Raw genomic sequence first — 12976 nt, 5'->3', positions numbered from 1 at the left:
GACGACTATGGATTATCAGGAAGAAATGAAACGGCTGCGGGACACTCTCAACGCCCACGGCTACCGCTACTACGTGCTGGACGATCCGCAGATCTCCGACTATGAATACGACCATATGCTCCGCCGTCTGGAGGATCTGGAACGGGAGCACCCGGAGGAGATCACCCCGGACTCCCCCACCCAGCGGGTGGGTGGACCCATCCTGACCCAGTTTCAGGAGGTGAAGCACCCCGTCCCACTGGAGAGCCTGCAGGACGTGTTTGACGGCGGGGAGGTGGAGGAGTTCCTGACCCACATCCGGGAGACCTTTCCAGATGCCGAATACAGCGTGGAGCCTAAGGTGGACGGCCTGTCCGTGGCGCTGGAGTACCGGGACGGCGTGTTCGTCCGTGGCGCCACCCGAGGCGACGGCCGCATCGGGGAGGACGTGACGGAGAACCTGCGAACCATCCGCTCCATCCCCATGACCCTGCCGGAGAAGCTGCCACGGCTCATCGTCCGGGGCGAGGTGTACATGGCCCGATCCGTCTTTGAAGAACTGAACCGCCAACGGGAGATCGAGGGAAAGCCCCTCATGGCCAATCCCCGCAACGCTGCTGCCGGCTCCCTGCGGCAGTTGGACCCCAAGATCGCCGCCCGGCGGCGACTGGATATCGCCGTATTCAACCTCCAGCTGGCAGAGGGACGGACGTTTTCCACCCATACCGAGACCATCGACTATCTGGCCTCCCAGCAGTTCAAGACCATCTCCTACCGCCGTCTGCGGGCCGGGGAGGAGATCATGGAGGAGATCCGTCGCCTCAACGACACCCGCATGGAGCGGCCCTTTGACATGGACGGAGCCGTCATCAAGCTCAACAGCCTGTCGGAGCGGGAGGTGCTGGGCAGCACCGCCAAATGTCCCCGCTGGGCCATCGCCTATAAGTATCCCCCGGAGCAGAAGGAGACGGTGCTGCGGGATATCGTGGTGCAGGTGGGCCGCACCGGCGTGCTGACCCCCAAGGCGGAGCTGGAGCCGGTGCGTCTGGCGGGGACCACCGTCACCTTCGCCACCCTACACAATCAGGATTACATCACCCAGAAGGATATCCGCATCGGGGATACCGTGGTGGTGCAGAAGGCCGGGGAGATCATCCCGGAAATCGTTTCCGTGGTGCCGGGCAAGCGTCCCGCCGGGGCGCAGCCCTACTATCTGCCCCATACCTGCCCCGTCTGCGGAGCGCCGGTGGAGCGGGACGAGGATGGCGCAGCCCTGCGCTGCACCGGGGCGGAGTGTCCCGCACAGCGTCTGCGGCACCTGACCCACTTTGCCAGCCGCAATGCCATGGATATCGACGGGCTGGGGCCGGCGGTGATGAACCAGCTTATCGAGAGCGGATTGGTCAAGACCCCTGCCGACCTCTACGACCTGACCCCGGCGGACCTGAAGCCGCTGGAGCGTATGGGGGACAAGTCTGCCGCCAACGCCGTGGCCGCCATCTATCAGAGCAAGGAGAACGACCTGTGGCGGCTGATCTTTGCGCTGGGCATCCGTCAGGTGGGAGAGAAGGCCGCCAAGACGCTGGCCGCCCACTTCGGCACCATGGACGCCCTGCGCTCCGCCACGGAGGAGGAACTCACCGCCATCGACGACGTGGGCGCCGTCACCGCCGGATATATCCTCCGATGGATGGAGAACCCCCAGTCCCGTGACCTGCTGGAGCGGCTCCGGGCGGCGGGGGTGAACATGACCTGCCGGGAGGAGCAGACGGATCGCCGCTTCGCCGGTATGACCTTCGTGCTCACCGGTGCGCTGGAGAAGTTTACCCGTGAGGAAGCGGGGGAGATGATCGAGCGCCGGGGCGGCAAGGCCGCCTCCTCGGTGTCCAAAAAGACCACCTATGTGGTGGCGGGAGCCAATGCCGGGTCCAAGCTGCGCAAGGCGCAGGAGCTGGGCGTGCCGGTGCTGACAGAGGATGAATTTCTGGCGCTGCTGGATGCGCCGGAGGAAGATAAAACAGTGTGAGACAGGAGGCTGCATATGGCACGTCAAACCAACACCCGCCTGCGGGAAAAAGTGATCTACAGCATTTTTGTACGCAACCATACCAAGGAGGGTACCTTTCAGGCGCTGGAGGGCGATCTGGATCGTCTGGCGGCGCTGGGTACGGACATCATCTGGCTCATGCCCATCCATCCCATCGGGGAGGCAGGCCGCAAGGGGACGCTGGGCAGCCCCTACGCCATCCGGGACTTCCGGGGCATCAACCCGGAGTACGGCACGCTGGGGGACTTCATGCATCTGGTGGGGGAGATCCACAAACGTGGCATGAAGTGCATCATCGACGTGGTGTATAACCACACCTCCCCGGATTCCATACTGGCCACCGGCCACCCGGAGTTCTTTCTCCGGGACGAGGCGGGGAATCCCACCCGCAAGGTGGCGGACTGGTCCGATGTAGTGGATCTGGATTACAGCAACCGTGAGCTGTGGAAGTACCAGATCGAGACTCTGAAAATTTGGGCGGAGATCGTGGACGGCTTCCGCTGCGACGTGGCCAGCGCCGTTCCGCTGGCCTTCTGGCGGGAGGCACGGGAGCAGGTGGAGCGGGTGCGCCCCGGCTGCATCTGGCTGGCCGAGAGCGTCCATGCCGCCCACACGATGGCCATGCGCCGGGCGGGCTACTACTGCGCCGCTGACACGGAGCTGTATGATGCCTTTGATATCACCTACGACTACGATATCTGGCCCTATTTCGAGGGCTGCTTCCAGCCCACCGGCACTCTCCGGGAGTATACGGCGCTGGTGAACTTTCAGGAGAGCGAGTACCCGGCGGGCTATGTGAAGCTGCGGTGCCTGGAGAACCACGACCAGCCCCGCTTTGCCTCCCGTGTGGACTCCGACGAGGCTCTGCGGAACTGGCTGGCGCTGCTGTACTTTGAAAAGGGAACTACCCTGCTTTACAGCGGACAGGAGTACGCCCCCCGCCACCGGGTGGATCTCTTTAACGCCGACGATGCCTACTGTGATATGCGGCTGGACCTCCAGCCCTATCTCAAGCAGCTGCGCCAGATGAAGCGCACCCTGCCCATGTCCGCCTGCTTCCAGCTGGAGGCGGTGGAGGAACGGGCTGTGGTGGGCTGCTATGACGGGCCGGAGGCCCGTGTTCGGGGCATCTTCGACCTGAAGAACGCCGGGGGCAGTGTGGCCGTAGATCTGCCCGACGGCACCTACACCGACCGCATCACCGGCCGGGAGGTCACCGTCTCCGGCGGCGCCTTCGATTTGGCGCAGGCCCCGGCGGTCATCGGCTGATTTGCCCCATCGGCACAAAAGCAGGTACTGCATCCCGGCAGAATTGGAGAATTTAACATTGACAATTCTGTAACACATGGTAAAATAAAAAATACGTTGACGGGGCGTCTGCGCCCTGTCCGGGTGACAGGACCCGTGCGGGCGGGGCGGAGGCTCCGCCCGCCGTTTCTGCACGGTTCTGTTAAAGAAAAGACGATCTATCATATCCCGAAACACAGAAAAGAGGAACGCTATGGCTATACCCTTCCAATATGAATCGGAATATAAGCGCAAGCTCTGCACCCCGGACGAGGCCGCCCGTGTGGTCAAGAGCGGTGACTGGCTGGATATCAGCATGGGCTGTGCCTTCCCGTCTCTGATGGATGCCGCCATTGCCAAACGCAAGGAGGAGCTCTACGGTGTGAAGATCCGTGGCTACCTGATCCAGCAGCCCATCCAGATGGTGGAGTGCGACCCCGGCCGGGAGCATTTTATCTACAACAGCTGGCATATGTCAGGCTATGAGCGCAAGCTCTGCGACCGGGGGATGTGCAGCTTCAACCCAATGGTGTTCCGGAATCTGGGGGCCTACTATCAGCATTTCCTGACGGTCAACGTGGCCATGATGTGCGTGACCCCCATGAACCAGCACGGCTACTTCAACTTCTCCCTGTCCAACGCCTCCGCCCGTGCGGTGCTGGATAAGGCGGATATCGTGATCCTGGAGATCAACGAGAATCTGCCGTGGGTCTACGGCGGCTTGGACGAGTGCATCCACATCGACGACGTGGATATGATCGTGGAGGGCCCCCATAACCCTCTGCCCAGTATACAAACCCCGCCGGCCTCGGAGGCGGAGACCCGCATTGCCGAGTTCGTGGTGGAGAACATGGACGACGGCGCCACCCTGCAGCTGGGCATCGGCTCACTGCCCAATGCCGTGGGCCAGATGCTGGCCCAGTCCGATCTGCGGGATCTGGGCATCCACACGGAGATGCTGTGCGACTGCTATCTGGATATGTACCGGGCCGGGAAGATCACCAACAAGCGCAAGGACATCGACCGCTATAAGAGCGTGTTCGGCTTTGCCATCGGCTCCGAGGATCTGTACGACTGGGTGCGGGAGAATCCCGGCGTGGTGACCTACCCCATCTCCTACTGCAACGCTCCCAGTACCGTCCGGAACATCGAGAACTTTGTCTCCATCAACAACTGCATCTCCGTGGACCTGTACGGCCAGATCTGCGCCGAGAGCGCCGGTACCCGCCAGATCAGCGGCACCGGCGGTCAGCTGGACTTTCTGGAGGGGGCGGCGGTGTCCCCTGGCGGCAAGGCCTTCATCTGTCTGACATCCACCTTCACCGATAAGCAGGGGGAGATGGTCTCCCGCATCACACCGCTGTTGAATCCCGGCGACATCGTTACCGATCCCCGGAGTCTGGCTTACTACATCGTCACCGAGTACGGCGGCGTGAATCTGGTGGGCTGCAGCACATGGGAGCGGGCGGAGCGGCTCATCTCCGTGGCCCACCCCAAGTTCCGGGATGAGCTGGTTGAGCACGCCCGGCAGCAGGGCATCTGGATCCGTTCCAACAAGCGGTAATACCCCTATCATGAAAAAAAGCTGAGACCCGAAGTCGGGTCTCAGCTTTTTTCATCATGATGGCAGTATGTGCTTCTCCGGCTCCTTCTGATCCCGGAGGATCTGCTTTTGGTAGCGGTCTTCCTCGCTGAACACGCAGCCGCAGTACTTCTGCATATAAAAGCCCAGCGCACGGGCCTCCTGCTGTCCCTGCCGGAAGCCGGAGCGGAAGTCCCGGTACAGGAACCGGACACCGTACTCCCGGCCCATGCGCTCCGCTGTCTCCGCCAGCAGCTCATGGTTCTGGTAGGGACTCACCAGCAGGGTGGTGGTGAAGCTGTCATAGCCGTGCCGGGCGGCATATTGGGCCGCTTGGGCCAGCCGCAGGGCATAGCACACGCTGCAGCGGTGGTCGATATCCCCGCAGACCGCCCGGCAGAACTCCCGCAGGCCGTAATTCTCCTGCACAATAAGCTCCATGCCGATGGTAGGGGCGTAGGCCATCAGCGTGTCCCGCCGGACCTTGTACTCCTGATAGGGGTGGATGTTGGGGTTATACCAGTAGGCCACCGGCTCGATGCCCTCGCTCCGCAGCTGCTGGATGCAGGAGACGGAGCAGGGAGCGCAGCAGGTGTGCATCAGTGTTTTTTCCATAGACGCTCCTTAATGCCAGCGAAAAGAGAGGGCTTTTCGGATCTTTTGCCGGGCCTTGCGCCCTGCTTCCTGCTGCCGGAGAGAAGCTGGGCCGTCAGATAGTGGTTGCGGACCTGCTGGAAGGGCTGGCGGGCGTAGGCATCGAAGAACTCCGCCCGCTGGGCCGCCTGCTTCACCGGGGAGGACAAGGCCGGATCGCCGGTCACGGCCTCCGACAGGGGCCGCAGCTCCCGCTTCAGGGGCAGCGTATCGAACACATGGGCGCCATGGGGCGTGTTCACCAGCAGCAGGGAGACACCGCTGCGCTGCTCCTGGGGGTAGGCGTCCTTGGGCAGGCCGCAGAATGCTCCCAGCGACAGATCGCCGGGCCGGTCCACGGAGGCATAGGGACAGGTGTGACAGGCCGGGCGCAGGAAGAGGTTTCCGAAAAAGCCCCTGCCGAACTCGGACTTGGACAGAGGGGAGTCGAAGGTAGTGCCATCGTCGAACCGTACCTGGAAGCAGCGCTCCCTCTGACCGGGCAGCTTGCCGCAGAATTGGACGGCCACCGGCTGCTTGCGCTTGATGTAGGCCATGGACTGCACCAGCTTGGCCCATACGCCGGGGGAGCAGACGCCCCGACACAGCACGTCGCAGGTCAGCAGCTTCTCCGGGTGCTCTCCCAGATAGTGGTAAAGTCCGTCCACCTGACAGGGCGTACCGGAGAACAGCACAGGCCGCCCCCGATCCAGCTCCTGCCGCACCTGCTGATAGATGCCGGTGACGTCGCTCTGAACGGGCTTGGCTCCCCGGATGCGGGGCAGGTCCTCCTTGCGCTTTACCGCTTCATGGCGGACCCGCAGATGGGCGTCCATCCCGGCACCGAACACCACGCCGCCGCCCTCCAGCACATAGTCCGCCAGCAGGGAGAATACACCCCCGCAGGTGGAGTTCTGCCGCACGGCATTGTCGGGGTTCCATGCGGCAAAGACCGCCGGCTCCGGATGGGCCTCCCGCTGGCGCAGCACCGGGCAGATGTGGGTGCAATGGCCGCACTGGATGCAGGCGTCCGTCACCGTGGGGTAGAGGAAGCCCTCCCGGTCGGGCAGCATATGGATGGCATTTTTGGGGCAGCCCTCGGCGCAGGCGGCGCAGCCGGTGCATTGACTGCGAGGGGGTAGCTGCGGAACGGTGTGATCGTTCATAGCGATGTCTCCCGTGATTCTTTTAGATGTTTCGTTTTTCTCCATTCTACCACGGGGAAGCAAAAATGACAAGAGCCCCTGTTTCCAGCTATGCTGATTCCTGCGAGCAGAAACAGAGTGAGCCGCCGTGGCTCTCACGGCGGCTCATAGGAGAGAGATATGTATGTAGACCGCCGTATATGCAAGGCATATGCCGCGGGGATTTTTGAAAATGTGAGCGGAGCGGGGACAACCTGTCATACCCCGGCTTCGATCTTATACCCCTTGCCCCAGACCACCGTCACATAGCGGGGATTGCTGGGGTCTACCTCGATCTTCTCCCGGATGTGGCGGATATGGACTGCCACGGAGTTTTCGGCGGCGGGAGGCTCCCGCCAGACCCGGCGATAGATCTCCTGCGGAGAGAATACCTTGCAGGGATGCTGCATGAGGAATTTCAGAATGTCGTACTCCAGTGGGGTCAGGGACACCGGCTCATCGTTGACGGTGACGGCTCTGGCATCGTCGTCCAGCGTGATGTCGCCGACGGTGAGGGTCTCCGGGGAGGGAGGACTGAGATGGAGGTAGCGGCGGAGGTGGCAGCGAATACGCACCAGCAGCTCCGCCTGCTGAAAGGGCTTAGTGATATAATCATCGGCGCCGATGGTGAGCCCCAGGATATTTTCAGTGCTGTCAGTCCCGGAGGTCAGGAGGATCACCGGCAGGTCATGCATCTGCCGCAGCCGGGTGACGGTGGTAAGACCGTCCAGCCCCGGCAGCTTCGTGCCTAGCAGGGCCAGATGGATATGCTGCTTGGACAGGATATTCAGAACCTCCCAGCCGGTGCGGGCAGTGACCACCTGATAGCCCTCGGCGGTGAGACAGGCGGTCAGGGAGGAAACAATCTCCTTTTCGTCGTCGCAGACGAGAATACGGTACATGGGAAAGAGCTCCTTTGCGTTAAGATAAAGCGATGCGGCGGGTTTATCCCCCGCCGCACCATATGCTTTCAGAAGGGCAGGACCTCCTGCCGGTCACGGCTCCGCAGATGCGCTGCGGAGACCCGGTGCTCAATGGGCTTCCACTGGGGCTTGCAGAAGAAAGCCGCCAAAGAAATGGGAATGTAGGTGAACATAAACAAGGGGAAGGTGAACATATACACGATCTTCTTGACGGGGGAGGTGCGGATATTCTTCCACTCTGTAATGGTGGTGATACCGCCCAACACCAGCAGAGTCAGGTATATATTCAGCAGCATCTGCCCCACGGACTCGAAGGCCACCAACAGATTGTCTCCGGCCAGAGCGCCGACGACACCCAGCGTGAGGTTGACGAGGATACTGACGGTGGAGAGGACGAAGGCGGGCATGATGGCCATGGACATATCGAAGCAGGAGAAGCTGCCCCGGAAGATGCCCCGGAGAAGGCGGGCGCCGTAGTCACGGAACACCTGCAGATAGCTCTGAGACCAGCGCATCCGCTGCCGCCAGGACTGGCGGAAGGTGGTGGGCTGCTCGTCGTAGAGGACGGCGTCGGGGGCGAAGGCCACCTTGCGGCCCTGAAGGATCTCGTGGACGGAGAACTGGATGTCCTCGGTCAGCAGATGGAAGGGCCAGGGGCCGGTCTCCTCCAGCACGGCCCGGCTGAAGAGGAAGCCTGTGCCGGAGACGGCGCAGCTGGTACCCAGCAGGCTGCGGGCGTGGTTGAGGTAGCGGCTCTCCCGCAGGAACCACAGGGCGTAGCCGGCGGAGATCCAGTTGTCGCCGTAGTTTTTGCTGTTGCGGTAGCTGGTGACGATATCGTGGCCCTGCGAGAAGGTGCGGTTCATGGCGGCGATGTAACCGGGGTCCAGAATGTTGTCGGCGTCAAAGACAAAGTAGCCGTCGAACCCGGCGGGGTAGTCCTGCTCCAGATGGCCCAGCAGGGTCTGGAGGGCGTAGCCCTTGCCCACCTGCACGTTATTGAAGCGCTCATAGACGGTGGCTCCGGCGCTGCGGGCAATGTCGGAGGTGTCGTCGGTGCAGTTGTCCGCCAGCACGAAGATGTGCAGCAGACTCTGGTCATAGGTTTGGCTGCGGAGACTGCCGATGAGGTCGGCAATGACGGCGGACTCGTTCCGGGCGCAGATCAGCACGGCGTAGTTGTGGGGCGTGGCCTCCAGCGCCGCCGCCTTGGCAGCCTTGCGCTTGGCCAGCAGCCACGGAACGGGAATGTACAGGAACTGATAGGTATAGCAGACAAAGAAAACAACGGCGATGATGTAATTGGTCATTCGCAAAGTATCCATAAGGAAGCATCCTTTCTCTGTATGAAGATTCTATGTGTATTAGAGATTATAGTACACATAGGATACCATATGAGAGACAGGTTGTCAAGGACTGGGAAGTGATACTTTTGTCATGCTTCGGGCCGGGGAGAGGCGGAGGAAAAAGTTCAAGATTTGTTCAAGAACTGGAAGGTGAAAAATGGCCATGCCGCATTGACGGCGGGGACGGTTCATTGTATAATAAACTAATTTAATGTGCGGAGGTATACCCTATTATGTGGATCGCAGATGGCTGGAAGGACTATGAGCTGCTGGACTGCGGCGGCGGAGAGAAGCTGGAGCGCTGGGATAAACAGATACTGGTGCGGCCGGACCCTCAGGCCATCTGGGAGACGGATCACAGTCATCCCGGCTGGCGGAGGGCCAACGGGCGGTACAGCCGTTCCTCCAGCGGCGGCGGCCACTGGGACAAGGGGAAGCTGCCGGAGAGCTGGCCCATCCACTATAAGGAGCTGACCTTTCAGGTCAAGCCCATGAATTTCAAGCATACGGGATTGTTCCCGGAGCAGGCGGCCAACTGGGACTTTGCCATGGAGCAGATTCGCCGGGCGGGACGGCCTATCCGGGTGCTGAACCTGTTCGCCTACACCGGTGGGGCCACGGTGGCCTGTGCCAAGGCGGGGGCCAGTGTGTGCCACGTGGATGCCGCCAAGGGAATGGTGGCGTGGGCCAAGGAGAACGCCCGGCTGACGGGCCTGCAGGAGGCCCCCATCCGCTGGATCGTGGATGACTGCGCCAAGTTCGTGGAGCGGGAAATTCGCCGGGGCAAGACCTATGACGCCATTATTATGGACCCGCCCAGCTATGGCCGGGGACCCGGCGGCGAGGTGTGGAAGCTGGAGGAGAACCTGTTCCCCTTTGTGAAGCTCTGCGCCCGTGTGCTGTCGGATAAGCCCCTGTTCGTGATCCTCAACTCCTATACCACGGGGCTGGCTCCGTCGGTGCTGGGATACATTCTGCAGATGCTGGTGGGCAAGCGCTTCGGCGGCAGGGTGACGTGGGACGAGCTGGGCCTGCCGTGTACGCAGTCCGGTATGGCGCTGCCCTGCGGCGCTACCGGCCGTTGGACGGCGGAATAACAAGACTTATAAGAGCTAAGAGAGAAACAGCCGGTTGCAAGAGGAGAGTGCAATGAAGAAAAACAGACTGGGCAGCGCCGAGGTGGGCAGCTGCATCTGCTACGGCCTCATGGCCTTTTTGCAGGTGGGGTGGCTGGCGGTGCTGCTGACGGCACAGCTGGTGCCGCCGGTGTGGGTGACGCTGATGGTGTACTGTGTGGCGCTGGCGCTGTTCCTACTGGGACAGACGCTGCGGGTGGTGCAGCTGCGGCGGGACGGACAGCCGGTGGGCTGGTCCGTGGTGCTGGGCGTGGCGGTGGCCTCCGTCTGGCTGTGGCAGATGCTGAAGGTCAGCCATACCATCTGAGAACGAGTGAAAAGAGAACGCAGAATATGACCATGATCGAAACAAAGGACCTGACCTTCGCCTATCCGGCGGAGGAGGGCAAGCGGAGCGAGCCGGCGCTGCGGGGCGTGAGCCTCGGCATCGAGAAGGGCAGCTTCGTGGTGGTGCTGGGGCATAACGGCTCCGGAAAATCTACTCTGGCTAAGCACATGAACGCCGTGCTGCTGCCATCCGGCGGGGCGGTGTATGTAGAGGGGATGGATACCCATAACCAGGCGATGCTGCTGGAGATCCGGCGGCGGGTTGGCATGGTGTTCCAGAACCCGGATAACCAGATCGTCGCCAACGTGGTGGAGGAGGACGTGGCCTTTGCCCCGGAGAATCTGGGTGTTCCGCCGCAGGAAATTCGCCGGCGGGTGGACGATGCGCTGGAGGCGGTGGGTATGAGCGATTTTGCCCGCCATGCGCCGCATCTGCTCTCCGGCGGACAGAAGCAGAGGGTGGCCATCGCCGGTGTCATTGCCATGGAGCCGGAGTGCATCGTGCTGGACGAGGCCACGGCTATGCTGGACCCCCACGGACGGCGGGAGGTGCTGGACACCATCCACCGGCTGAACCGGGAGCGGGGCATGACGGTGGTGCTCATCACCCACCACATGGCGGAGGCCGAGGAGGCGGACCGTGTCATTGTGATGAACGACGGCGAGGCCGCCATGGACGGTACGCCCAGAGAGATTTTTGCACAGGTGGAGCGGCTCCATGAGCTGGGGCTGGCGGCGCCGGACACGGTGGAGCTGATGCAGCGGCTGAACCGGCAGGGAGAGCACCTGCCGCTGACGGCCATCACGGTGGAGGAATGTGCGGATGCGCTGTACCGGCGGTTCGGCGCAGAAGGGAAGTAACGAATTGGAACCGATCATACGAATTGAGCAGCTCACCCATACTTACAGCGCCGGGACGCCCTTTCAGCGCAGCGCCGTGGATGGGGTAGAGCTGGATATCATGCCGGGGGAATTTTTAGGGGTCATCGGTCACACGGGCTCCGGAAAATCCACGCTGATCCAGCATCTCAACGGGCTGCTGAAGCCCACGCAGGGGCATATCTATCTCAACGGAAAGGACATCTGGGCGGACCCCAAGCAGATCCGGCAGGTGCGCTTTCAGGTGGGGCTGGTGTTCCAGTATCCGGAGTACCAGCTGTTTGAAGAAACGGTGTATAAGGACATCGCCTTCGGTCCCGGCAACATGGGGCTTGATAAAGAGGAGATCGACCGCCGGGTACGGGAATCAGCCCGGATGGTGGGCCTTGCGGAGGAGTTGCTGGAGAAGTCGCCCTTCGACCTTTCCGGCGGGCAGAAGCGCCGGGTGGCCATCGCCGGGGTCATGGCCATGGAACCCAAGGTGCTGATTCTGGACGAGCCAACGGCGGGGCTGGATCCCCGTGGCCGGGACGAAATTTTGGCGCAGATCCGGGCGTACCACGAGACGAAGCAGGCCACGGTGATCTTGGTGAGCCACAGCATGGAGGAGATCGCCCGGAACGTGGGGCGCATCGTGGTGATGCGGGATGCCCACGTCTATATGGACGGCACGCCCCGGCAGGTATTTGCACGGGCGGAGGAGCTGGAGCAGGCGGGACTGGATGTGCCGCAGGTGACGAAGATCGCCATGGCCCTGCGGAAGCGGGGGATGGACATCGATCCGGCGGTATATACCATCGAGGAGCTGGAGCAGGCGCTGCTGGCCCGGAGGGGAGGCGGCGAGGGATGCTGAAGGATATCACGCTGGGGCAGTTTTTCCCCGGCAATACCATCGTCCACCGGCTGGATCCCCGGACGAAGCTGATGGCGGTGATCTTGTACATCGTGGCGCTCTTTAATGCCAAGAGCCCCTTGACCTACGCCCTTGTGGCGGCGGTGCTGGCGGTGTGCATCGTGGCCTCCCGTGTGCCCATGAAGTCCCTGACACGGGGCCTCAAGCCCGTGTACGTCATCGTGGCGTTTACGGCGGTGATGAACATTTTCTTCACCGGCGGCACGGCGGTGGGCGAGGGTTGGCTGCTGGGCCATATCACCTATGAGGGTCTGACGGCGGCGATCTACATGGTGCTGCGGATCGTGATGCTCATTATGGGAACGTTTCTGCTGACATATACCACCAGTCCCATCGCCCTGACGGACGGACTGGAGAATTTGCTGGGGCCGCTGAAGAAGCTGCATCTGCCGGTGCATGAGCTGGCCATGATGATGTCCATTGCCCTGCGGTTTATCCCCACACTGATCGAAGAAACGGACAAAATTATGTCCGCTCAGAAGGCCAGAGGCGCCGACTTTGAGTCCGGGAACATCTTCCAGCGGGCCAAGGCACTGGTGCCTATTCTGGTGCCGCTGTTCATCAGCGCCTTCCGCCGGGCGGACGAACTGGCCACGGCCATGGAGTGCCGGTGCTACCACGGCGGCGAGGGGCGGACGGCCCTGCACGTGCTGCGGTATCAGGCGGCGGATTTTGTGGTGCTGGCAGCCTTTGTGGCGCTGGCGGCGGGACTTATCGTGCTGAAGCATATGGGTATCTAA

General features: G+C 62.0%; 12 protein-coding genes. 8 read left to right on the top strand and 4 right to left on the bottom strand.

Annotated features, from left to right (window positions below):
- The first annotated feature begins 7 nt into the window (after positions 1 to 7).
- The 3 genes from ligA (at position 8) to KJS28_RS05780 (ending at position 4877) form a co-directional block, all read left to right on the top strand.
- Positions 8 to 2005 (top strand): NAD-dependent DNA ligase LigA, encoded by a 1998-nt coding sequence (gene ligA / locus KJS28_RS05790; RefSeq protein ID WP_213542115.1) that lies wholly within the window; start codon positions 8 to 10, stop codon positions 2003 to 2005.
- Positions 2006 to 2020: 15 nt separating this feature from the next.
- Positions 2021 to 3295, top strand: a complete 1275-nt coding sequence (locus tag KJS28_RS05785; protein ID WP_213542114.1) for an alpha-amylase family glycosyl hydrolase — start codon at positions 2021 to 2023, stop codon at positions 3293 to 3295.
- 232 nt (positions 3296 to 3527) lie between these two features.
- Positions 3528 to 4877, top strand: coding sequence for an acetyl-CoA hydrolase/transferase family protein (locus KJS28_RS05780; protein ID WP_213542113.1), 1350 nt, complete (start codon positions 3528 to 3530; stop codon positions 4875 to 4877).
- 54 nt (positions 4878 to 4931) lie between these two features.
- Here KJS28_RS05780 and KJS28_RS05775 read toward each other — a convergent pair whose 3' ends face one another.
- The 4 genes from KJS28_RS05775 to KJS28_RS05760 all read right to left on the bottom strand — a co-directional run bounded on the left by KJS28_RS05775 (position 4932) and on the right by KJS28_RS05760 (position 8960).
- Positions 4932 to 5510, bottom strand: coding sequence for an epoxyqueuosine reductase QueH (locus tag KJS28_RS05775; protein WP_213542112.1), 579 nt, complete (start codon positions 5508 to 5510; stop codon positions 4932 to 4934).
- On the bottom strand, positions 5495 to 6694 hold the full coding sequence (locus KJS28_RS05770) for a Coenzyme F420 hydrogenase/dehydrogenase, beta subunit C-terminal domain (protein WP_213542111.1): 1200 nt from the start codon (positions 6692 to 6694) through the stop codon (positions 5495 to 5497). Before KJS28_RS05770 ends, KJS28_RS05775 begins: the two co-directional genes overlap by 16 nt.
- Positions 6695 to 6930: 236 nt before the next feature.
- Positions 6931 to 7614: a response regulator transcription factor gene (locus KJS28_RS05765; protein ID WP_213542110.1), complete on the bottom strand. Its 684-nt coding sequence runs from the start codon at positions 7612 to 7614 to the stop codon at positions 6931 to 6933.
- Positions 7615 to 7682: 68 nt separating this feature from the next.
- Positions 7683 to 8960 carry a glycosyltransferase family 2 protein gene (locus KJS28_RS05760; RefSeq protein ID WP_213542109.1) on the bottom strand — a complete coding sequence of 426 codons (1278 nt, stop codon included), beginning with the start codon at positions 8958 to 8960 and terminating at the stop codon, positions 7683 to 7685.
- 254 nt (positions 8961 to 9214) lie between these two features.
- Here KJS28_RS05760 and KJS28_RS05755 point away from each other — a divergent pair, with 254 nt between their 5' ends.
- Genes KJS28_RS05755 through KJS28_RS05735 form a run of 5 tightly spaced genes read left to right on the top strand, consistent with a single transcriptional unit; the run spans position 9215 to position 12976 of the window.
- Positions 9215 to 10078, top strand: coding sequence for a class I SAM-dependent methyltransferase (locus KJS28_RS05755; RefSeq protein WP_213542108.1), 864 nt, complete (start codon positions 9215 to 9217; stop codon positions 10076 to 10078).
- A gap of 52 nt (positions 10079 to 10130) precedes the next feature.
- Positions 10131 to 10424, top strand: a complete 294-nt coding sequence (locus KJS28_RS05750; protein WP_213542107.1) for a hypothetical protein — start codon at positions 10131 to 10133, stop codon at positions 10422 to 10424.
- Positions 10425 to 10450: 26 nt separating this feature from the next.
- Positions 10451 to 11305, top strand: coding sequence for an energy-coupling factor transporter ATPase (locus tag KJS28_RS05745; protein ID WP_213542106.1), 855 nt, complete (start codon positions 10451 to 10453; stop codon positions 11303 to 11305).
- A 4-nt stretch (positions 11306 to 11309) separates the two neighbouring features.
- On the top strand, positions 11310 to 12176 hold the full coding sequence (locus tag KJS28_RS05740; protein ID WP_228298449.1) for an energy-coupling factor transporter ATPase: 867 nt from the start codon (positions 11310 to 11312) through the stop codon (positions 12174 to 12176).
- Complete coding sequence (locus KJS28_RS05735) at positions 12170 to 12976, top strand: energy-coupling factor transporter transmembrane component T family protein (RefSeq protein ID WP_213542104.1); 807 nt, start codon at positions 12170 to 12172, stop codon at positions 12974 to 12976. The genes KJS28_RS05740 and KJS28_RS05735 overlap by 7 nt, the downstream gene beginning before the upstream one ends.

Source organism: Vescimonas coprocola, from assembly GCF_018408575.1.
GTDB classification, from domain to species: domain Bacteria; phylum Bacillota; class Clostridia; order Oscillospirales; family Oscillospiraceae; genus Vescimonas; species Vescimonas coprocola.
This window is presented reverse-complemented; position numbering and strand designations above follow the sequence as displayed.